Here is a 20,791-nt window from a genome sequence, read left to right on the forward strand (position 1 = left end):
GATGCTGGCTTACGTAATCCGACGCCTGCTGCTGATCATTCCTACGCTGCTGGCCATTCTGATTGTGAATTTTCTGATCGTGCAGGCTGCCCCCGGCGGGCCGGTGGAACAGGCCATCGCACGGATTCAGGGTTTCAGCCCCAACGGCGTCGGTGGAGGCGGCGGCGAAGTGGCCTCCAGCGGTACTGCCAGCCGCAGCACGCGCGGTCTGGACCCGGCGCTGATCGAGTCGATCAAGGAGCATTACGGTTTCGACAAACCGATGCATGAACGCCTGTGGCTGATGCTCAAGAACTACGCGCAACTGGACTTCGGCAACAGCTTCTTTCGCGGCGCGCCGGTGACCGAGCTGATCGCGCAGAAACTGCCGGTGTCGCTGTCGCTCGGGTTATGGGCGACGTTGATCACCTACCTGATCTCCATTCCGCTGGGCATTCGCAAGGCAGTACGGCACGGCAGCGCATTCGATGTATGGAGCAGCACGCTGGTGATCATCGGCTACGCCACGCCTGCATTCCTGTTCGCGATTCTGCTGATCGTGGTGTTCGCCGGTGGCAGCTACCTGAGCTGGTTTCCGGCGCAGGGCCTGTTCTCGGAAAACTTCGACAGCCTCGGCACCTGGGGCAAGGTGAAGGACTACCTGTGGCACCTTGTGCTGCCCGTCACATCGCTGGTGATCGGCGGCTTCGCGACACTGACCATCCTGACCAAGAACAGCTTTCTCAACGAGATCAGCCGCCAGTACGTGGTCACGGCGCGGGCCAAGGGCCTGACGGAACATCGCGTGCTGTACGGCCACGTGTTCCGCAACGCCATGCTGCTGGTCATTGCCGGTATTCCGCAGGCGCTGATCGAGGTGTTCTTCGCCGGTTCGCTGCTGATCGAAACCATCTTCGGCCTCGACGGGCTGGGACGCATGAGCTACGAGGCGGCGGTGTCGCGGGATTACCCCGTGGTGTTCGGCACGCTGTTCCTGTTCACCCTGTTCGGCCTGCTGATCAAACTGGTGGGCGACCTGTGCTACATGCTGGTCGATCCGCGCATCGATTTTTCCGCGAGGAGCGCCTGATGTTCGAGTTCTCTCCCCAGAGCCAGCGACGCATGGCGCTGTTCAAGGCCAACCGGCGCGGCTGGTGGTCGTTGTGGATCTTCGTCGGGCTGATGCTGGTGTGCCTGTGCGGCGAGCTGATCGCCAATGACAAGCCGTTGCTGCTCAGCTATGACGGCGAGCTGTATTACCCGGCGTTTCACACCTATATGGAAACCGATTTCGGCGGCGAGCTGCCCTTTGAGCCGGATTATTCCAGCGACTATGTGCGCCAACTGATCGCGGCTAAGAACGGCTGGATGATGTTCGCGCCGATCCCGTTCAGCTACGACACCATCAACTACGACCTGGAAGCGCCCTCGCCCAGCCCGCCCGATGGCCATAACTGGCTGGGCACCGACGAACAGGCGCGTGATGTGCTGGCGCGGGTGCTGTTCGGGGCGCGGATTTCGATTCTGTTCGCCTTGCTGCTGACGGCGATCAGCACGGTGATCGGGGTCTGTGCCGGTGCGATTCAGGGGTATTACGGCGGCATGACCGATCTGATCGGCCAGCGCATTCAGGAAATCTGGTCGGGCCTGCCGGTGCTGTACCTGCTGATCATTCTGTCGGGCTTCGTGTCACCGAATTTCTGGTGGCTGCTGGGGATCATGGCGCTGTTTTCATGGCTGTCGCTGGTGGACGTGGTGCGCGCCGAGTTCCTGCGCGGTCGCAATCTGGAATACGTCAAAGCCGCCCGCGCATTGGGTCTGACCGATGCCGCGCTGATGTGGCGGCACATCCTGCCCAACGCCATGACCAGCACGCTCACCTACCTGCCGTTCATCGTGACGGGCTCCATCGCTACCCTCACCGCGCTGGATTTTCTCGGCTTCGGCATGCCTGCGGGCAGCGCCTCGCTGGGCGAATTGATCGGCGAAGCCAAGCGCAATCTGCAGGCGCCGTGGCTGGGCCTGACCGCCTTCGTCGCGCTGGCGCTGATTCTGTCCCTGTTGGTGTTCATCGGCGAAGCCTGCCGTGACGCGTTCGATCCCCGGAGCTGACATGCACGACAACCTGATTGAAATACGTGATCTGCGCGTTGCCTTCAACGGCCACGAAGTGGTGCATGGCGTCAGCCTCGATATCCGGCGTGGCGAATGCCTGGCGCTGGTGGGCGAATCCGGCTCGGGCAAATCGGTGACGGCGCATTCGATCCTGCGTCTGTTGCCGGGCAAGACGGTCAGCACCCAGGGCTCGATTCGCTATGACGGGCTGGATCTGGTCAGCGCCAGCGACAAGCAATTGCGCAGCCTGCGCGGAAACCGGGTGGCGATGATCTTCCAGGAGCCCATGAGTTCGCTGAACCCGCTGCACACGGTCGAGAAACAGATCGGCGAAATCCTCGTCACCCACAAGGGCCTGAAAGGCAAAGCCGCCTTGAGTCGTACCCTTGAACTGCTGGAACTGGTGGGCATCCGGGATCCGCTGTCGCGCCTCAACGCCTATCCGCATCAACTGTCCGGCGGGCAACGCCAGCGCATCATGATCGCCATGGCGCTGGCCAACGAGCCTGATCTGTTGATCGCCGACGAGCCGACCACGGCGCTGGACGTGACGGTGCAGGTGAAAATCCTCGAACTGCTCAAGTCCCTGCAACAGCGGCTGAACATGTCGCTGCTGCTGATCAGCCATGACCTCAATCTGGTGCGTCGCATCGCACAGCGGGTCTGCGTGATGCGCGAGGGCGAGATCGTCGAACAGGCTGACTGCGAAACTCTTTTCAATAGCCCGCAGCATCCGTATAGCCAGTTGCTGATCAACGCCGAGCCCGATGGCGAGCCGGTGCCCTCGACGCATACCAACACGCTGCTGTCGGTGCTGGACCTGAAGGTCTGGTTTCCGTTGGCGAAGTCCTGGTTCAAGCGCGAGCAGCAGTTTGTGAAGGCGGTGGATGGCGTGAGTTTCGAACTGCTCAAGGGCAAGACGCTGGGCATCGTTGGCGAATCGGGTTCGGGCAAGTCCACGCTGGGTCAGGCCATCCTGCGGCTGGTCGACTCCGAAGGCAGTATCCGCTTCGGCACCAAGGAACTGAGCCTGCACAGCCAGCACCTGATGCGTCCGCTGCGTCGCCAGTTGCAGGTGGTGTTTCAGGACCCGTTCGGCAGCCTTAGCCCGCGCATGACGGTGGCGCAGATTATCGCTGAGGGATTGGTCACGCATGGTATTGGCACAGCCAAAGAACGTGAGGAAACCGTGATCCGAGTGCTGGGCGAAGTCGGGCTGGACCCGGCCAGTCGGCATCGTTACCCACATGAATTTTCCGGAGGGCAACGCCAGCGCATTTCCATCGCCCGGGCGCTGGTACTGGAACCTGATCTGATCCTGCTGGACGAACCGACCTCGGCGCTGGACCGCACCGTGCAGAAACAGATCGTCGCACTGCTGCGAGACCTGCAGATTCGTCACGGGCTGACCTATCTGTTCATCAGCCACGACCTGGCGGTGGTACACGCGCTGGCGCACGACCTGATCGTGATCAAGGACGGCAAAGTGGTCGAGCAAGGCCCGTCGCGGGAGATTTTCGCCGCGCCACAGCAGCCCTACACACAGGAACTGCTGCGCTCGTCGGGGCTGGTGTTTGGTTGAACTGCACCGCAACCGTGGGAGGCGGCTTGCCGGCGATGGCGTCAGGTCAGAAGAAACGCTGAAGTCTGCATCTGCCCGCCTCGACCCGTGACGCTCTGCGTCACATTCAAGAGCGGACGCGGAGCGTCCTGAGAGGCATTCCCACGCGGAGCGTAGGAACGATCATCATGGGCTGCCGGTCCCCTGCAGATCGCCAGCACGCCGCCCATCACTTCACATTGATGGTGATCTTCTTCGACTCGACGCTCGGGTTCAGCGGGATGTGGCTCTTGTCACCCACCAGCAGTTGCAGGGTGTGCTGGCCCGGCGGCAGGTTCACTTCGGTTTCGGTCTGGCCCTTGCCGAAATGGCGGATGTTGTCAGTCATCGGCAATGGCGTATCCATCGCAGGCTGGTCTTTCACGTCGATCAGGAGGTGATGGTGCCCGGTCTCGGGGACGTCCACACCGGCAGGCGCAACGCCCATACCTTTCAAGCCAAACTGCACTTTGAAGGGCGAGGTGACGGTCTCGCCATCCTTCGGCGAGATGATGTAGACCTCGGCACCCGGCGCCGATGCGGTGCGCGGGATGTCAGCGGCGCTGACCAGCATCGAAGCGCCCAGCAGAACGCTTGCAACGACAGCTCCAGAAAATAGCGACTTCATGATGCCTCCAGACGTGATCGACGTAATGTCGGGCTGTGCAACGATAGCCCGAGCCGCGTAAAAACAGCTGAACGACTTGATGAAAGTGTTTTCATGAATTCGGGCAAGACTTAAGGAAAGACTTCGTCGCCACGACGCCGGAACCAGCCGGTCAGTGACAGCCTGTCCCGGGTTGCGGGCAGCACTTCATGCGGAATCTCGCCGGAGAGAAACACAACCAGACAACCGCCCGTAGGCTGCACGTCATACGCCACCTCGTCCTTGAGGTACATGCGCAACTGACCGCCATGTTCCGGCAGCCAGGCGTTATTGAGGTAAAGCACCGCCGACACCATGCGTTTGTCGTCATCGCGGAAGCGGTCCACGTGGCGCAGATAGAAAGCACCGGGCGGATACTGGGCGAAATGGCTTTCGTAATCCTCTAGGCCCAGGAACAGACCGCGGTTGAGTGCCTGACGCAGGCTGTCCATCAGTTCCAGATAACTGTCGCAGCAGTCTGCCTGACCTGCCTCCAGCCACTGGATCCGGTCACCGCGAATCCCCTCGCGCACTTCATGCGCAAGCCCCCGGCCTATACCGGCGGGCTCCAGTTCACCTTCGGCAGCGCGCTTGCGGCACTCTTGTTCGAGTTCGAGGGTCAGACTGTCGGGCAGGAAAATATTCTGCTGCGACCAGCCGTTTGCGGCCAGGTCGTCGACGATTCGTAGCAGCAGCGGGTGATCGGAGGGTATGCGCATGCGGCGCATCATATCCATAAGCCCTGAAATTCGACAGAGGCGCGTATGTGGCGCGTCATATGCGGTAGATTTCGCTGCGCAAGGGCAGTGATAACTCGACAAGTCCCCGGTAACACCCGGAGAATAGCGACCTGCCGACAGGAGTCCCTAATGCGCCGTTTGTTTGTTTTGTTGTTGATGTTGTGCACTGCGCCTGCCTGGGCAGACAGCTATGACCAGTTGTACAAGGCTGCAGGCTGGCCGGACCAGCGCGCGCACTTCAACGATGCCTTGAAAGCTGCGCAACAGCGCTACCGGGACAACCTGCCACCTGCGGTTTTTCAGGCGCTGGTCAATAACAGCAATCAGCGTTTTGCACCGCAGGCGATGGATCAGCGTGCTGCACGACGCCTGCGTGAAACGCTGAAGGACCCCAACCCCTCGCTGCAATTCTTCCAGTCGCCACTGGGCCGCAAGATCGTCAACGCCGAACTGACCGCGACCCGCGCTGATCAGTTGGCCAAGCATGCCGACGGGCTGCCGCACATTGAAGCCGACGCGACCCGCCAGCTGTTGATCGGCCATCTGGCGCAAGCACTGCCCGCCAAACAGGCCGGTGCCGAAGTCAGCCTGGCCATCGCCGGTGTGGCCGCCGACAGCCTTAGCCAGATGATTCCCGGCCTGTTGGGCGGAGGTCAGGCGCAAGGCATGCTCGAAGGCCAGCGCGAGCGCCTGATGGCGCAGATCAGTGCCGACCTGAACAACACGCTGCTGTACGTCTATCGCGAGCTGTCGGACCCGGAGCTGGAAGAGTTTTCGACCTTCGCTGAATCGCCGGAAGGTCAGGCGTACTACCAGGCGGCACTCGCCGCGATCCGCGCAGGACTTGCGGTCGGGCAAAGTACGTCGAGTCTGAACCCCGCGCAGTAACCCGGCAGTCATTATCAAAAAGGACGTTATGAAAGACTCGATCGCATTGCTCGCCACCGCAATCGCCATGGCCGTTCTGGCCTCGCTGTTCTGGAGGGAACTGGGGCAGGACGCGTTTGCCGTGCTGGGTCTGATCACGACCGTGACGCTGGCCGTCGACAACTTCCGTCTGCGCCGTCAGGTCAAAGCGTTTTCGGCCCGTACTCTCCAGAAGCCTTAACGCAACCGCTCCGCCAGAAAATCGAAGTACCGTGCGCGCAACTCTGGCAGTTCGTTGGCCAGGTGATGGCGAGCGGGACCGAGCATGAGGATTTGCGGTTCGCTGAATTTGTCCTTCAGAACGCTCAGGTTGTGTAGCCAGTCCACCGTCATGTCCGCCTCACCCTGAATGATCAACGGACTGCGTGTGCTGCGTGGCGCGCTTTCGATACGTACGATCCATTGCGCCAGCGCGCCGACCCAGGCGGTCGGCAGTCGATTGGGCTGCAACGGGTCGGCCAGCAGGAACGGCAGGAAGGCCGGGGCGTTGGAGTTTTCGGTGAAACGTCGGGCGATGCCGGTCACGAAGGGCTTGAGCAGGTAGTAACTGAGCCGCGACCAGCCCCAGGCACGCGGGCGCACCAGTGGCGACAGCAGAATGACCTGTCCTTGCGCTGGGCTGTCGGCACCCTGATTGAGCAAATGATCGATCACGATGGCACCGCCGGTGCTCTGGCCACACAGGTGCCAGGGCTGCGGCAGTCTGAGGGCCTGCGCTTCCAGCAGCAGTTGCTGCAGCACGGCCTGATATTCCGCGAAGTCGTTGATGCTTGCGCGGCTGCCGCTGGAAAGCCCGTGCCCCGGCAGGTCGCAGGAAATCACCGCAAAGCCCTGCCCCAGCGCCCATTCGATCACGTGCCGGTAAAGCCCCATGTGGTCATAGAAACCATGGAACAGAAACAGCGTCGCGACGGCATTCTCGGGAATCCACACCTGCCCAACGATCTCGTACCCCGCCACATCCAGCCGCCCGAGCCAGCTGCGAATCACGTTCTCCCCGCCCAGACCGCCCAGTCCATAGAAGCGCTGGTACGCCTGTCCATCCGGCGAAAGCGGATCGATGATGCCAAGCGGCAACAGGCTGGCACGCAGATTATCGGGGTCGAACTTTACGGACATGGGCCTTCCAGGTTCGGGCAAGCGCCGCGAGAATATGATGCAGGGATAGTCTTCTGTCTGCCTGGACATGACAAGCCAGACCGACGCAGTTAAAACGTCTTTCACAAAACTCACGCATTGTATCTGCCTGGTATCTTCACTACCCAGCCCTGAGCCAAAACGGTAGCCTTCATCCCCGCAATACGCCACCCATTGAGGACCCGGATGAAACGCAGCCTGATCGCCCTTGCCATCATCATCGCCATCGTTGCCAGTGGCGCAGGCTGGTACATCCACAGCAAACAGCCGGTGCGCGAGGGCGAGATTGCCATGAGCCGTCTGCAGGGGCCGGTCAGTGTGCGCTACGACGAACGCGGTGTGCCGCATATACGCGCCGAAAACGAAGCGGACCTGTACCGCACCCTGGGTTATGTCCAGGCTCAGGACCGGTTGTTCCAGATGGAAATGATAAGGCGTCTGGCGCGTGGCGAACTGGCCGAAATCCTGGGTCCGAATCTGATCGAGACCGACAAATTGTTCCGCAGCCTGCGCATTCGTGATCACGCGGCGGCCTATGTGGCGCGTCAGGACAAGAACACGCCGATGTGGAAGGCCCTTGAAGCCTATATCGACGGCATCAATCAGTATCAGGACACCCACGCAAGGCCGATGGAGTCCGACGCACTGGGCATCCCCAAGCGGCCGTTCAGCGCTGAAGACACGCTCAGCATCGGTGGCTATCTGGCCTACAGTTTTGCTTCGGCATTGCGTACCGAACCCTTGATGACCTATGTGCGCGACCAGTTGGGCCCGCAGTACCTGAAGGTTTTCGATCTGGACTGGCACCCGAACGGCATGCTGGACCAGAAACCCGCGCTGACCGGCGCGGACTGGAAAGGCCTTGGCGCGCTGGCGAAACTGAGCAATGAAGCGTTCGAGCAGGCCGGCCTGCCGCAATTCGAAGGCAGCAATGCCTGGGCGATTTCCGGCAGCCGCACGCAAAGCGGCAAACCCATTCTGGCGGGCGACCCGCACATCCGCTTCTCGGTGCCTGCCGCTTGGTACGAGGCGCAGCTGTCAGCACCGGGCTTTGAGCTGTATGGGCATTTTCAGCCGCTGAACCCGTTCGCGTTTCTGGGCCACAACATGGACTTCGGCTGGAGCCTGACCATGTTCCAGAACGACGACATGGACCTGATCGCCGAGAAGACCAATCCTGAAAATCCCAATCAGGTCTGGTATCACGGTCAGTGGGTCGAGATGACTCGCACCGAACAGCAGATTGCGGTCAAGGGCCAAGCGCCTGTCACCCTGAGCCTTCTGGAATCGCCGCACGGCCCTGTCGTCAACGATGCCATGGGCAAGAATGCAGGACAGGTGCCCATCGCCATGTGGTGGTCGTTCCTGGTGTCGGACAACCCGGTGCTGGACGGTTTCTATGAGGCCAACCGCGCCGACACGCGAGAGAAGATGCGCAGCGCGGCCGAGAAGATTCAGGCACCCGGCCTGAACATCGTCTGGGCCAACGCCAAGGGTGACATCGGCTGGTGGGCAACGGCGCAATTGCCGATCCGGCCGGAAGGCGTCAACCCGACCTACATCCTCGATGGCAGCACGTCGCAGGCCGACAAGCTGGGTTTTTACCCCTTCAGCGCCAACCCGCAGGAAGAGAATCCGGCACGAGGCTACATCGTGTCGGCCAACTTCCAGCCGCTTTCGCCCACCGGCATGCAGATTCCGGGTTACTACAACCCGCCTGAGCGCGGCCAACAGCTTGATCGCCAGTTGAGCGACGCCTCGGTCAAGTGGGACGTGGAGGCCAACAAGAAACTGCAACTGGGCACGCGGACCGACTATGCGCCGAGCATCCTCAGGCCGCTGATTCCAGTGCTACGCAAAGTCGTCAGCGACCCCGAAGAACTTGCTCTGGTGGAGCGGATGGCCAGCTGGAACGGCGAGTATTCGCTGGACTCGGTGGGTGCGACGCTGTTCAACCAGTTCCTGTTCGACATCGCCGAAGAAACCTTCCACGATGAACTGGGCGATGACCTGTTCCAGACGCTCCTGACGACACGCTCGCTGGACATGGCCCTGCCGCGTCTGGCCGCCGATGCCGACTCGCCCTGGTGGAACAACCGCAACTCACCTCACGAAGAAAGCCGCGCCAATACCGTCAAGGTTGCGTGGCGCGCCAGCGTTTCGCACCTCAAATCCCTGTACGGCAACAACCCGGACGAATGGGTCTGGGGCAGAGCGCACACATTGACCCATGGACATCCATTGGGCTCACAGAAGCCATTGGATAAAGTGCTGAACGTTGGCCCTTACCCGGCGCCGGGTACGCATGAAGTGCCGAACAACCTGTCAGCCAGCATTCGCCCTGCGCCGTGGCCCGTGAACTACGGCCCCTCGACCCGCCGCATCATCGACTTCGCCGACCCCGCCAACAGCCTGGGCATCAACCCCGTCGGCCAGAGCGGCGTACCGTTCGACAAGCACTACTCGGATCAGGCCAAGGCCTACATCAATGGCGAGTACATGAAACAGCACTTCAGCGAACAGGACGTGGTCGAGCACACCGAAGGGGTGTTGAGGTTCGTGCCGGGGCAGTGAGCGAGGGCACTGATCGCGCTCGTCGCGTGGGCATGCATCCCGTGACGCTCTGCGTCACAAATGGCACAGACTGAGGATTCAGTGAGCCGAGTGCATGACGTGGATAACGCTGGAGCCTGGGCACACATCTGCGCCACCTTCGAGAGCGGACGCGGAGCGTCCTGGGAGGCATTCCCACGCAGAGCGTGGAAACGATCAAACGATGAGCGCAGCGTAGGAACGATCAGTGTTACGCAGCCGGAGCGCGGCGTGGGTCGGGCTGTTTCCAGGAGTCGGCGGCGCTTTCCTCGATGGCTTGCTGGATCGCGCGTTTGCGGTTGTTTTCCGCACGGCGGGTGAAGAACCAGACCAGAAAGGTGGCCAGCGAGACGGCCAGCAGAATCAGACTCGCCACCGCGTTGATCTCAGGCTTCACACCCAGACGCACGGCCGAGAACACTTCCATCGGCAAGGTCGTCGAGCCCGGCCCGGAGACGAAGCTGGCCAGGACCAGGTCGTCCAGCGACAGCGCAAAGGACATCATGCCGCCCGCCGCCAGCGATGGCGCGATCATCGGGATGGTGATCAGGAAGAACACCTTCCACGGACGCGCCCCCAGATCCATCGCGGCCTCTTCAATCGACAGGTCCAGCTCACGCAGACGCGCCGACACCACGACCGCCACGTAAGCCGCGCAGAACGTGGTGTGCGCGATCCAGATGGTCACGATGCCGCGTTCCTGTGGCCAGCCGATCAGCTGCGCCATCGCCACGAACAGCAGCAATAGCGACAGACCGGTGATCACTTCTGGCATCACCAGCGGTGCCGTGACCAGCCCGCCGAAGAACGTCCGGCCCTTGAAGCGTGTGATGCGGGTCAGCACGAACGCCGCCATTGTCCCCAGCGCCACGGCCGCGATGGCTGTGTAGCAGGCGATTTCCAGCGAGCGCATCACCGAGCCCATCAGTTGCGAGTTGTCCAGCAGGCCCACGTACCACTTCACCGACCAGCCGCCCCATACCGTCACCAGTTGCGAGGCGTTAAACGAGTAGATGACCAGAATGACCATCGGCGCATAGATGAACAGCAGACCGAGGACCAGCATCAGGTTCGAGAATCGAAAGGTCTTCATGCCTTGCCCTCCAGTTCTTTGGCCTGACTGCGGTTGAACAGGATAATCGGCACAATGAGCACCAGCAGCATGATGACCGCCAGCGCCGAAGCCACGGGCCAGTCACGGTTGTTGAAGAATTCCTGCCACAGCACGCGGCCGATCATCAGGGTTTCCGGCCCGCCCAGCAGTTCGGGGATCACGAACTCGCCGACGACCGGGATGAACACCAGCATGCAGCCGGCGATCACGCCGTTCTTGGACAGCGGCACGGTGATTTTCCAGAAACTGTTGAAGGTGCTCGACCCCAGATCGGACGCGGCTTCCAGCAGGCTGGTGTCGTGCTTCACGAGGTTGGCATACAGCGGCAGAATCATGAACGGCAGGTAGGAATAGACCACGCCGATGTACACCGCCAGATTGGTGTTGAGGATCTGCAACGGCTCGTCGATCAGGCCCAACCACATCAGAAATGCATTGAGCAGCCCGTTGTTGCTGAGAATGCCCATCCAGGCATAGACGCGGATCAGGATCGCGGTCCAAGTCGGCATCATGATCAACAGCAACAGAACCGTCTGGATGTCCTTGCGCGCATTGGCGATGGCGTAGGCCATCGGGTAGCCGATCAGCAGGCACAGCAGCGTGCTGATGAAGGCCATTTTCAGCGAACCCAGGTACGCCGAAACGTACAGGTCATCGCCGGTCAGCAAGGTGTAGTTGGCGAGGTTCAGCACCAACTGCAGCTTCTCTTCGGCGTAGCTGAAGATTTCCGTGTACGGCGGGATCGCGACGTCAGCCTCGGCGAAGCTGATCTTGATGACAATCAGGAACGGCAGCGCAAAGAACAGAAACAGCCAGAGGAACGGCACGCCAATGACCATCTGCCGACCGTTGGGCATGATGCGCTCGAAGGCGCGCTTGATCTTGCGGATTTTCATGAGCGCAGTACCACGCCGCTGTCGTCTTCCCACCACACGTAGACTTCATCGCCCCAGGTCGGACGCGCGCCCTGACGCTCGGCGTTGGCCACGAAGGACTGCACCAGCTTGCCGCCGGGCAACTCGACGTAGAACACCGAATGACCGCCCAGGTAGGCGATGTCGTGGACCTTGCCGCGCGACCAGTTGTACTCGAAGCTCGGCTGCTCGGTGGTGATCAGCAGTTTTTCCGGGCGCAGCGCGTAGGTGATGCTCTTGTCTTCCACGGACGTACTCACGCCGTGGCCGACATAAATATTGCGCTCAAGCTCGGGGCTGCGGATCAGCGCATGGCCTTCCATGTCCTCGATCACTTCGCCTTCGAACAGGTTGACGCTGCCGATGAACTCACACACCAGACGGCTGGTCGGGGTTTCGTAGATGTCGATCGGGCTGCCGATCTGGGCGATCCAGCCCAGGTGCATGATCGCGATGCGCTCGGCCATGGTCATGGCCTCTTCCTGATCGTGAGTCACCATCACGCAGGTCACACCCACGCGCTCGATGATTTCCACCAGCTCCAGTTGCATCTGCGAACGCAGTTTCTTGTCCAGCGCGCCCATGGGCTCGTCGAGCAGCAGCAGTTTGGGCTTCTTGGCCAGCGAGCGGGCCAAGGCGACACGCTGACGCTGCCCGCCCGAAAGCTGATGCGGCTTGCGTTTGGCGTACTGGGTCATCTGCACCAGCTTGAGCATTTCGGCCACGCGGGCGTCGATTTCCGACTTGGCCAGCCTGTCCTGCTTGAGACCGAAAGCAATGTTGTCGGCCACGGTCATGTGCGGAAACAGCGCGTAAGACTGGAACATCATGTTGATCGGACGTTCGTACGGCGGCATGTCGGTGATGTCGACGCCGTCGAGGTAAATGCGACCCTCGGTCGGACGTTCGAAGCCTGCCAGCATGCGCAGCAGTGTGGACTTGCCGGAGCCCGATCCGCCGAGCAGGGCGAAGATCTCACCCTTGTTGATTTGCAGGGACACGTCGTCCACAGCAATCGTCTCGTCGAATTTTTTCGTGACGCGATCGATCTTGACCAGCACCTGTTTGGGTTGCTGACCGCCTTCGAGGGCTTTCTTGTAGGCGCCGGAGGCAACTGCCATGGGTGAAACTCCCAACATGATAGGCAGCCCGGCCAAAACGGCCGGGCGCTGGATTGTTATTTGCCCGACTTGACCTTGGTCCAGCTGCGGGTCATCAGACGTTGCACCTTGGGTGGCAACTCGCTGTTCACGAACAACCGGTCCAGCACTTCCTGCGGTGGGTAGACCGCTTCGTCGGTGCGGATCGCCTGATCCATGAACTCACCCGAGGCCGGGTTGGGGTTGGCGTAACCGACTTCATCGCTGACCTGCGCGATCACCTTGGGATCGAGCAGGTAGTTGATGAACGCGCTGGCGGCCTTGACGTTTTTCGAGTCAGCCGGAATCGCCAGCATGTCGAACCACAGGTTGCCGCCCTCTTTCGGGATGCTGTACGCAAGCTTCACGCCTTTGCCTGCTTCTTCGGCGCGGGCCTTGGCCTGGAACACATCGCCCGAGAAACCGGCCGCGACGCAGATGTCGCCGTTGGCCAGGTCCGTGATGTATTTGGAGGAATGGAAGTAGGTCACGTAAGGACGAATCGCCATGAGTTTGGCTTCGGCCTTCTTGTAATCGGCTTCCTTGGTGCTGTTGGGATCAAGCCCGAGGTAGTTGAGCATGGCAGGCAGCATCTCGTCCGCAGAGTCGAGGAATGCTACGCCACAGCTGGACAGCTTCTTGATGTTCTCCGGTTCGAACAGCACCGACCAGGAGTCGATCTTGTCGACGCCCAGCGCCGCCTTGACCTTCTCGACGTTGTAACCGATGCCGTTGGTGCCCCACAGGTAAGGCACGGCGTACTGGTTACCGGGATCGTTCTTCTCCAGACGCTTGAGCAGCGCCGGGTCGAGGTTCTTGTAGTTAGGCAGCAGCGACTTGTCGAGCTTCTGGAACGCGCCCGCCTTGATCTGCTTGCCGAGGAAATGGTTGGACGGCACGACTACGTCATAGCCGGTGCGACCGGCCAGCAGCTTGGCTTCCAGGGTTTCGTTGGAATCGAACACGTCGTACATCGGCTTGATGCCCGTCGCGGCTTCGAAGTCGGCCAGCGTGGTCTTGCCGATGTAATCGGACCAGTTATAAATATGCACGGTGGATTCGGCCTGAGCACTGGCTGCCAGTGTCAGCCCGGCAGTCACCAGCAAGGCTTTGGAAAGATTAGAAATAGACACAACATGAATCCTTTTAACAGAGAGGCCTGAAAGCCGGATGGCATCCGGACGACAAAACCGGCGCGCAACTTACCGTCTATGAGTCCAACCAGCAAAGTTTTCGGCAATTTTCCTGTCTGTTGGAAGCTGCGCACCGAGGGCTACGCAGCTTCCACAGGTTTCATGACAGGCTTATTTACCTGATTTGATCTTGGTCCAGCTGCGGGTCATGATCCGCTGAGTCGCGGCAGGCAGATCCGCGATGGCATACAGTTTGGCCTGTACGTCAGCAGGCGGGTAGACGCCCGGATCGCTGGTGATTGCCTTGTCGACCAGAGGCGTGGCGGCTGCGTTGCCGTTCGGGAAGCGCACCGCGTTGGTGATCTCTGCCATGATTTCCGGCTTCATCAGGAAGGTCATGAACTTGTAGGCACCTTCGACGTTTTCGGCATCCTTGGGAATGGCGACCATGTCGTAGAAGCTGCCAGCACCTTCCTTCGGAATGTTGTAGGCAACCTTGACCTTGCCACCTGCTTCTTCAGCACGGGATTTGGCCTGATAGATATCACCCGAGTAGCCCACTGCGACGCAGATGTTGCCGTTGGCCAAGTCCGAGATGTACTTGGACGAGTGGAAGTAGCCGATCGAAGGACGGATCTTCATGAACAGCGCTTCGGCTTCGGCCAGTTGCTTCTTGTCCTGCGAATCGGTCGGATAACCCAGGTAATGCAGGGCAATCGGCAGCATTTCGGTCGGCGAATCGAGGAAGCTGATGCCGCACGACTTCAGCTTGGCCGCGTTCTCGGGCTTGAACAGCAGGTCCCAGGAATTCACCGGCGCATCGGCACCCAGCGCAGCCTTGACCTTCTCCGGGTTGATACCGATACCGATCGAGCCCCACATGTACGGGAAGGCGTGCTTGTTGCCCGGGTCGCTGACCGACACCGCTTTGAGCAGCGATTCGTTCAGGTTCTTCCAGTCAGGCAGCTTGGACTTGTCCAGTTCCTGATAGACGCCAGCTTTGATCTGCTTGGCGAGGAAGTTGTTGGACGGAACCACGATGTCATAACCGGACTTGCCGGCCAGCAATTTGGCTTCGAGCGTCTCGTTGCTGTCGAACACGTCGTAGACGACCTTGATGCCCGATTCTTTCTCGAACTTGGCAACGGTGTCCGGCGCGATGTAATCGGACCAGTTATAGACGTGCAGCACTTTGTCATCGGCCTGCGCAGCGGTGGCCACGACGCCCATCATGGACAGGGCGAGAAGGGTCTTGCCAAATTTTTTCATGCGTAGCTCCAATGTTTTTTATCACTGACCGATTAGATTAGCGGCTTGTAGCCATTAGTCTGGCAAGTTCATGGGCAGGCTTTCAAGCCGACACCTGTCGAACAGCCCTTGTCCCGCTGAAGAAACGCTTTTTCCTGTGGGAGGCGGCTTGCCGGCGATGCGTTTTTCCAGACGCCATATCATTGTCTGAACGGACGCTTCGCCGGCAAGCCGCCTCCCACAATCCGGTGTGCTCAGTGCAAACGCTGCACCGGATAACAATCTTTTACCCTTCCAATGCCGCCAGGGTCAGGTCCAGACACTTGCGAGCCTTCTCGACCAGTTCATCAATCTGCTCGAACGTGATCACCAGTGGCGGCGCGATGATCATGGTATCGCCCACGGCCCGCATGATCAGGCCATTATCGAAGCAGAAGGTTCGGCAGATCATGCCCGCGCCCCTGTCGGTGTAACGCTCGCGGGTTGCCTTGTTCCTGACCAGCTCAATGGCGCCCAGCAGCCCCACGCCACGGACCTCGCCCACCAGTGGATGATCACTCAACTCACGCAGACGCTTTTGCAAATATGGTGCCGTTTCAGACTTGACCCGTTCGACGATCTTTTCTTCGCGCAGGATACGAATGTTCTCCAGCGCCACGGCGGCGGCCACCGGATGACCCGAATAGGTAAAACCGTGGTTGAAATCGCCGCCTTCATTGAGCACAGCCACGATTTCGTTGCGCACCACCAGACCGCCCATGGGCACGTAGCCTGAGGTCAGGCCTTTGGCGATGGTCATCATGTCCGGCTTGAGGCCGTAGAAATCGCTACCGAACCACTCACTGGTGCGCCCGAAACCACAGATCACTTCATCGGCGACGAACAGGATGTCGTAGCGCGAAAGGATCTCCTTGATCTTCGGCCAGTAGGTGTCAGGCGGCACAATCACTCCACCCGCGCCCTGAATCGGCTCGGCGATGAACGCACCGACGTTGTCGACGCCCAGTTCGAGAATCTTCTGTTCCAGTTGCTCGGCTGCCCACACGCCGAACTCATCCGGCGTCATATCGCCGCCCTCGCCAAACCAGTAAGGCTGCGGGATGTGCGCGATGCCCGGAATCGGCAGATCGCCCTGCTCGTGCATGTAGGTCATGCCGCCCAGGCTCGCGCCCGCGACGGTGGAGCCGTGATAGCCGTTGATACGACTGATGATGGTCTTCTTGTTCGGCTGGCCCTTGAGCGCCCAGTAATGGCGGACCATACGCAGCATGGTGTCGTTGCCTTCGGAACCGGAGCCGGTGAAGAACACGTGGTTCATGCCTTCAGGCGCGATGTCGGAAATCGCCTTGGCCAGTTCCAGGACCGGTGGGTGGGCGGTCTGGAAGAACAGGTTGTAATAAGGCAGCTCGCGCATCTGCTTGCTGGCGGCATCGGCCAGTTCTTCGCGGCCGTAGCCGATGGCCACACACCACAGGCCGGACATGCCGTCCAGAATGCGATTGCCTTCGCTGTCCCACAGATAAACGCCGTCGGCGCGAGTAATGATGCGCGGGCCTTTCTCTTTCAGTTGTTTGTAGTCGCTGAACGGTGCCAGGTGATGCTCGCTGCTCAAGGCTTGCCATTCGAGGGTTTGCGGGTTGTGGTTGGCACTCATGCAGCACTTCCTTTTAATCAGGTCAGTAAGCGGGACGTCGCCGTCTAACTGCAGCGACGCCCTGCCGGGTCAGACGGCGAACAGCAGGAACTCACGCTCCCAAGAGCTGATCACGCGCTTGAAATTCTCATGCTCGGCGCGCTTGACCGCGACGTAGCCCATGATGAATTTCTTGCCCAGGTACTTTTCGATGGTCTTGCTGTTTTCCATCCGCTCCAGCGCATCCTCGATGGTCAGCGGCAGGCGCAGGTTGCGGCGCTCGTAACCACGGCCCACCACCGGCGCGCTCGGGTTGATGCCTTCGACCATGCCGATGAAACCGCACAGCAGGCTGGCGGCAATGGCCAGGTACGGGTTGGCGTCGGCGCCCGGCAGGCGGTTTTCCACCCGGCGATTCTGCGGCCCGGCATCCGGCACACGCAGGCCGACGGTGCGGTTCTCTTCGCCCCATTCCACGTTCACCGGCGCGGAAGTGTCCGGCAGAAAGCGCCGGAACGAGTTCACGTTGGGCGCGAACAGCGGCAGCAGCTCGGGAATGAATTTCTGCAGACCGCCGACGTGGTTGAGGAACAGCTCGCTCATCGTCCCGTCTTCGTTGGAGAAGATGTTCTGGCCGGTCTCGATGTCGATGATGCTCTGGTGCAGGTGCATGGCGCTGCCGGGCTCGCCGGTCATGGGCTTGGCCATGAAGGTTGCAGCGACGTCATGCTTGAGTGCGGCCTCGCGCATGGTGCGCTTGAACACCAGAATCTGGTCGGCCAGCGACAGGGCATCGCCGTGACGGAAGTTGATCTCCATCTGCGCCGTGCCGTCTTCGTGGATCAGCGTGTCCAGATCCAGGTTCTGCAGCTCACACCAGTCGTACACGTCCTCGAACAGCGGATCGAATTCGTTGGCGGCTTCGATGGAAAATGATTGGCGACCGGTTTCCGGACGTCCCGAGCGGCCGACCGGAGGCTGCAGCGGATAGTCCGGGTCGTCGCTACGCTTGGTCAGATAGAACTCCATCTCCGGCGCCACGATCGGCTGCCAGCCTTGGTCGGCGTAGAGTTTGAGGACTTTCTTGAGGACGTTGCGCGGGGACAGCTCGATAGGGTTGCCCTGCTTGTCGTAGGTGTCGTGAATCACCTGCGCAGTCGGCTCGATGGCCCAGGGCACCAGATACACCGCGTTCTGGTCGGGGCGGCAGATCATGTCGATGTCGGCCGGGTCCAGCAGCTCGTAGTAGATATCGTCTTCTACGTAGTCGCCGGTCACCGTCTGCAACAACACGCTTTCAGGCAGACGCATGCCTTTTTCAGCGATGAATTTGTTGGTCGGGGAGATCTTGCCGCGAGTGATCCCGGTGAGGTCGGACATCATGCATTCGACTTCGGTAATCTTGTGTTCTTTCAACCAATCGGTGAGCTGGTCGAGGTTGGTACTCATAAATACCTCAGGGTTTTGGTGTCCTGATCGCGATCAGGCGTTTTTTCGACGCATCGGCGTCATGGTGTACAACTCGTTTAAGGAGCCAAGAAGGCGTAAGGTGACACCTGCACGGGCACAATTCCACACAGCCGCCGTCACACTGACGAGGCCGCTATAGTGATAGTGTCCAGCATTGAGAATGAAACGGGTAACGCGCAATGGCAGTCCGGGTGCCCTCATCATCAGCGATGGCGCACCATGAGCACTGATATCACAGGCATGATGACCGTTCTGCGGATTGGACATGGTCATGCCGGTCAAGGGAAGGCGCAGCATTGAACCCCCGGTATTATTGCTTTATGGGTTGCGATCGAGCTTAGCCTTGTTCATTTTTTTATACAACAATCCGTTAAAAATAGAAGACAGGCCGCTCTGGCGCATATTCCAGGACAGCCGAAGGCCCGAAAAAACGCCCCAAATAGCAGCAAAAAAGGCTTTTTGGAGCAGTTTTAGGGCACATACAGGCTCTATTGACTTCATCATGGCTTTCGGATTGACTGAGACCCGTAATCATTGATGATTGATATTTTTAACAACAAAGGTGTTGCATCATGTCGGTACCCCCGCGTGCCGTTCAGCTTAATGAAGCGAACGCGTTCCTTAAGGAACATCCTGAGGTTCTGTACGTTGACCTTCTGATTGCAGATATGAATGGTGTGGTGCGTGGCAAACGCATCGAACGCACCAGCCTCCATAAGGTTTACGAGAAAGGCATCAACCTGCCAGCCTCTTTATTTGCTCTGGATATCAATGGCTCCACGGTGGAAAGCACCGGCCTGGGCCTGGACATCGGCGATGCTGACCGAATCTGCTATCCAATCCCCGATACCCTGTGCAACGAGCCATGGCAAAAGCGCCCTACCGCGCAATTGCTGATGACCATGCACGAACTCGAAGGCGACCCGTTCTTCGCCGACCCGCGCGAAGTGCTGCGCCAGGTCGTCGCCAAGTTCGACGAAATGGGCCTGACCATCTGCGCCGCATTCGAGCTGGAGTTCTACCTGATCGACCAGGAGAACGTGAACGGCCGTCCACAGCCGCCGCGCTCGCCGATCTCCGGCAAACGCCCGCATTCGACCCAGGTTTACCTGATCGACGACCTCGACGAATACGTCGACTGCCTCCAGGACATTCTGGAAGGTGCGAAAGAGCAAGGCATTCCGGCTGACGCCATCGTCAAGGAAAGCGCCCCGGCCCAGTTCGAAGTGAACCTGCACCACGTGGCCGACGCCATCAAGGCGTGCGACTACGCCGTACTGCTCAAGCGTCTGATCAAGAACATCGCCTACGACCACGAAATGGACACGACCTTCATGGCCAAGCCCTATCCGGGTCAGGCAGGTAATGGTCTGCACGTCCACATCTCGATCCTGGATCGCGATGGCAAGAATATCTTCACCAGCGAGGATCCCGAGCAGAACGCCGCATTACGTCATGCGATCGGCGGTGTGCTCGAGACCCTGCCGGCGCAGATGGCGTTCCTGTGCCCGAACGTCAACTCGTATCGCCGGTTCGGTGCCCAGTTCTACGTACCCAACTCGCCGACCTGGGGCCTGGACAACCGTACGGTTGCCATCCGGGTTCCGACCGGCACAGCCGATGCCGTGCGTATCGAACACCGCGTAGCCGGTGCCGATGCCAACCCGTATCTGCTCATGGCTTCCGTGCTGGCAGGCGTGCACCACGGCCTCGTCAACAAGATCGAGCCAGGCGCGCCGGTGGAAGGCAACTCCTACGAGCAACATGAGCAAAGCCTGCCTAACAACCTGCGCGATGCCCTGCGCGAGCTGGACGACAGTGCGGTCATGGCCAAGTACATCGACCCGAAATACATCGATATCTTTGTGGCCTGTAAAGAGAGCGAGCTTGCGGAATTCGAACACTCCATCTCCGACCTCGAGTACAACTGGTACCTGCACACAGTCTGATTGAGGCTGAGTGTCCAGTCCTGAAATAGGTTTACACCTGTTTCAGTCTCAAAACGCTCGATGCACCGCATCGGGCGTTTTGCATTTCAAGGCCAGATGAGACGCACCTAATGAAAAATTACTTCCCGCCCTGTGGAAAATAGAAGTTCACTACCTCACCGCACTTTATGGCAACTCCATTTTCATATTTCAGAATGCTTGATATTAAACTCTACGTAATCCAGCACATCTTTATAACGTGGACGTCACGCCAAACAAGAAGTTATCAAACAGCTCAGCGCCACTAAAAACAGCGAGCAGTCATTTAACTGCACAGGCACCACACATAACACTCCAAACATCAACACCCGTAACAGATTGACAAATAGAGGCATTTTGCAATAATCCTGCGCTTCAATGGAGCTGTTTTCTCAGGGTTGCCAGCGCCAGCAAGCAAAAGGGGTTGAGATGAACGC

General features: G+C 59.7%; 18 protein-coding genes. 7 read left to right on the forward strand and 11 right to left on the reverse strand.

The window, feature by feature from the left end:
- The first annotated feature begins 1 nt into the window (after nucleotide 1).
- The 3 genes from QRN20_RS12395 to QRN20_RS12405 are packed head-to-tail and all read left to right on the forward strand — an operon-like array spanning nucleotide 2 to nucleotide 3,676.
- Nucleotides 2-1,069, forward strand: a complete 1,068-nt coding sequence (locus QRN20_RS12395) for a microcin C ABC transporter permease YejB (RefSeq protein ID WP_004880477.1) — start codon at nucleotides 2-4, stop codon at nucleotides 1,067-1,069.
- Nucleotides 1,069-2,091, forward strand: a complete 1,023-nt coding sequence (locus QRN20_RS12400) for an ABC transporter permease (RefSeq protein ID WP_004880478.1) — start codon at nucleotides 1,069-1,071, stop codon at nucleotides 2,089-2,091. Before QRN20_RS12395 ends, QRN20_RS12400 begins: the two co-directional genes overlap by 1 nt.
- A gap of 1 nt (nucleotide 2,092) precedes the next feature.
- The gene (locus tag QRN20_RS12405; protein ID WP_122409351.1) at nucleotides 2,093-3,676 is read left to right on the forward strand and encodes an ABC transporter ATP-binding protein; all 1,584 of its coding nucleotides are present in this window, start codon (nucleotides 2,093-2,095) and stop codon (nucleotides 3,674-3,676) included.
- Nucleotides 3,677-3,884: 208 nt separating this feature from the next.
- Here the strand turns inward: QRN20_RS12405 and QRN20_RS12410 are convergent, their stop codons facing one another.
- Both QRN20_RS12410 and QRN20_RS12415 read right to left on the reverse strand, forming a co-directional pair.
- A complete protein-coding gene (locus QRN20_RS12410; RefSeq protein WP_029244427.1) occupies nucleotides 3,885-4,322 on the reverse strand; it encodes a DUF4399 domain-containing protein in 438 nt (145 codons plus the stop codon).
- Between the two features lie 110 nt (nucleotides 4,323-4,432).
- Nucleotides 4,433-5,068, reverse strand: a complete 636-nt coding sequence (locus QRN20_RS12415) for a 2OG-Fe(II) oxygenase (RefSeq protein ID WP_025996666.1) — start codon at nucleotides 5,066-5,068, stop codon at nucleotides 4,433-4,435.
- A 141-nt stretch (nucleotides 5,069-5,209) separates the two neighbouring features.
- Here QRN20_RS12415 and QRN20_RS12420 point away from each other — a divergent pair, with 141 nt between their 5' ends.
- Nucleotides 5,210-5,968, forward strand: coding sequence for a DUF2059 domain-containing protein (locus tag QRN20_RS12420; RefSeq protein ID WP_004880485.1), 759 nt, complete (start codon nucleotides 5,210-5,212; stop codon nucleotides 5,966-5,968).
- 28 nt (nucleotides 5,969-5,996) lie between these two features.
- A complete protein-coding gene (locus QRN20_RS12425) occupies nucleotides 5,997-6,188 on the forward strand; it encodes a hypothetical protein (protein WP_058430718.1) in 192 nt (63 codons plus the stop codon).
- On the opposite strand, the gene bipL is transcribed toward QRN20_RS12425, so the two are convergent.
- Entirely contained in the window at nucleotides 6,185-7,126 is a 942-nt protein-coding gene (gene bipL, locus QRN20_RS12430; protein WP_058430719.1) for a phospholipase BipL, read from the reverse strand. The genes QRN20_RS12425 and bipL overlap by 4 nt on opposite strands.
- A 204-nt stretch (nucleotides 7,127-7,330) precedes the next feature.
- On the opposite strand from bipL, the gene QRN20_RS12435 reads away from it, so the two are divergent.
- Complete coding sequence (locus tag QRN20_RS12435; RefSeq protein WP_122499212.1) at nucleotides 7,331-9,718, forward strand: penicillin acylase family protein; 2,388 nt, start codon at nucleotides 7,331-7,333, stop codon at nucleotides 9,716-9,718.
- A 229-nt stretch (nucleotides 9,719-9,947) separates the two neighbouring features.
- Here QRN20_RS12435 and QRN20_RS12440 read toward each other — a convergent pair whose 3' ends face one another.
- The 8 genes from QRN20_RS12440 to QRN20_RS12475 form a co-directional block, all read right to left on the reverse strand.
- Nucleotides 9,948-10,829 (reverse strand): ABC transporter permease subunit, encoded by an 882-nt coding sequence (locus QRN20_RS12440; RefSeq protein ID WP_004880501.1) that lies wholly within the window; start codon nucleotides 10,827-10,829, stop codon nucleotides 9,948-9,950.
- Nucleotides 10,826-11,707 (reverse strand): ABC transporter permease subunit, encoded by an 882-nt coding sequence (locus QRN20_RS12445; protein ID WP_161627649.1) that lies wholly within the window; start codon nucleotides 11,705-11,707, stop codon nucleotides 10,826-10,828. Before QRN20_RS12445 ends, QRN20_RS12440 begins: the two co-directional genes overlap by 4 nt.
- A gap of 35 nt (nucleotides 11,708-11,742) precedes the next feature.
- The gene (gene potA, locus QRN20_RS12450; RefSeq protein WP_029243586.1) at nucleotides 11,743-12,885 is read right to left on the reverse strand and encodes a polyamine ABC transporter ATP-binding protein; all 1,143 of its coding nucleotides are present in this window, start codon (nucleotides 12,883-12,885) and stop codon (nucleotides 11,743-11,745) included.
- Between the two features lie 56 nt (nucleotides 12,886-12,941).
- The gene (locus tag QRN20_RS12455) at nucleotides 12,942-14,036 is read right to left on the reverse strand and encodes a polyamine ABC transporter substrate-binding protein (protein WP_004880507.1); all 1,095 of its coding nucleotides are present in this window, start codon (nucleotides 14,034-14,036) and stop codon (nucleotides 12,942-12,944) included.
- A 171-nt stretch (nucleotides 14,037-14,207) separates the two neighbouring features.
- On the reverse strand, nucleotides 14,208-15,305 hold the full coding sequence (locus QRN20_RS12460; RefSeq protein WP_004880509.1) for a polyamine ABC transporter substrate-binding protein: 1,098 nt from the start codon (nucleotides 15,303-15,305) through the stop codon (nucleotides 14,208-14,210).
- 265 nt (nucleotides 15,306-15,570) lie between these two features.
- Entirely contained in the window at nucleotides 15,571-16,938 is a 1,368-nt protein-coding gene (locus QRN20_RS12465; RefSeq protein WP_029243587.1) for an aspartate aminotransferase family protein, read from the reverse strand.
- 69 nt (nucleotides 16,939-17,007) lie between these two features.
- Complete coding sequence (locus QRN20_RS12470) at nucleotides 17,008-18,366, reverse strand: glutamine synthetase family protein (protein ID WP_004880514.1); 1,359 nt, start codon at nucleotides 18,364-18,366, stop codon at nucleotides 17,008-17,010.
- A gap of 33 nt (nucleotides 18,367-18,399) precedes the next feature.
- Entirely contained in the window at nucleotides 18,400-18,684 is a 285-nt protein-coding gene (locus QRN20_RS12475) for a hypothetical protein (RefSeq protein WP_162868324.1), read from the reverse strand.
- 275 nt (nucleotides 18,685-18,959) lie between these two features.
- Between QRN20_RS12475 and QRN20_RS12480 the strand changes: the two genes are divergently transcribed.
- A complete protein-coding gene (locus QRN20_RS12480) occupies nucleotides 18,960-20,336 on the forward strand; it encodes a glutamine synthetase family protein (RefSeq protein WP_025996673.1) in 1,377 nt (458 codons plus the stop codon).
- Nucleotides 20,337-20,791: the final 455 nt, after the last annotated feature.

It is taken from the genome of Pseudomonas sp. fls2-241-TYG-175 (assembly GCF_030209155.1).
Taxonomy (GTDB): domain Bacteria; phylum Pseudomonadota; class Gammaproteobacteria; order Pseudomonadales; family Pseudomonadaceae; genus Aquipseudomonas; species Aquipseudomonas viridiflava.

Excerpts from the sequence above, each read along its gene's own strand:
- QRN20_RS12415 (WP_025996666.1), bottom strand. The coding sequence starts at position 5,068 with ATGCGCCGCATGCGCATACCCTCCGATCACCCGCTGCTGCTACGAATC.
- QRN20_RS12440 (WP_004880501.1), bottom strand. The coding sequence starts at position 10,829 with ATGAAGACCTTTCGATTCTCGAACCTGATGCTGGTCCTCGGTCTGCTG.
- QRN20_RS12465 (WP_029243587.1), bottom strand. The coding sequence starts at position 16,938 with ATGAGTGCCAACCACAACCCGCAAACCCTCGAATGGCAAGCCTTGAGC.
- QRN20_RS12420 (WP_004880485.1), top strand. The coding sequence starts at position 5,210 with ATGCGCCGTTTGTTTGTTTTGTTGTTGATGTTGTGCACTGCGCCTGCC.
- QRN20_RS12425 (WP_058430718.1), top strand. The coding sequence starts at position 5,997 with ATGAAAGACTCGATCGCATTGCTCGCCACCGCAATCGCCATGGCCGTT.
- QRN20_RS12400 (WP_004880478.1), top strand. The coding sequence starts at position 1,069 with ATGTTCGAGTTCTCTCCCCAGAGCCAGCGACGCATGGCGCTGTTCAAG.
- QRN20_RS12435 (WP_122499212.1), top strand. The coding sequence starts at position 7,331 with ATGAAACGCAGCCTGATCGCCCTTGCCATCATCATCGCCATCGTTGCC.
- QRN20_RS12480 (WP_025996673.1), top strand. The coding sequence starts at position 18,960 with ATGTCGGTACCCCCGCGTGCCGTTCAGCTTAATGAAGCGAACGCGTTC.
- QRN20_RS12410 (WP_029244427.1), bottom strand. The coding sequence starts at position 4,322 with ATGAAGTCGCTATTTTCTGGAGCTGTCGTTGCAAGCGTTCTGCTGGGC.
- QRN20_RS12475 (WP_162868324.1), bottom strand. The coding sequence starts at position 18,684 with ATGCTGCGCCTTCCCTTGACCGGCATGACCATGTCCAATCCGCAGAAC.
- QRN20_RS12395 (WP_004880477.1), top strand. The coding sequence starts at position 2 with ATGCTGGCTTACGTAATCCGACGCCTGCTGCTGATCATTCCTACGCTG.
- bipL (WP_058430719.1), bottom strand. The coding sequence starts at position 7,126 with ATGTCCGTAAAGTTCGACCCCGATAATCTGCGTGCCAGCCTGTTGCCG.
- potA (WP_029243586.1), bottom strand. The coding sequence starts at position 12,885 with ATGGCAGTTGCCTCCGGCGCCTACAAGAAAGCCCTCGAAGGCGGTCAG.
- QRN20_RS12470 (WP_004880514.1), bottom strand. The coding sequence starts at position 18,366 with ATGAGTACCAACCTCGACCAGCTCACCGATTGGTTGAAAGAACACAAG.
- QRN20_RS12405 (WP_122409351.1), top strand. The coding sequence starts at position 2,093 with ATGCACGACAACCTGATTGAAATACGTGATCTGCGCGTTGCCTTCAAC.
- QRN20_RS12445 (WP_161627649.1), bottom strand. The coding sequence starts at position 11,707 with ATGCCCAACGGTCGGCAGATGGTCATTGGCGTGCCGTTCCTCTGGCTG.
- QRN20_RS12460 (WP_004880509.1), bottom strand. The coding sequence starts at position 15,305 with ATGAAAAAATTTGGCAAGACCCTTCTCGCCCTGTCCATGATGGGCGTC.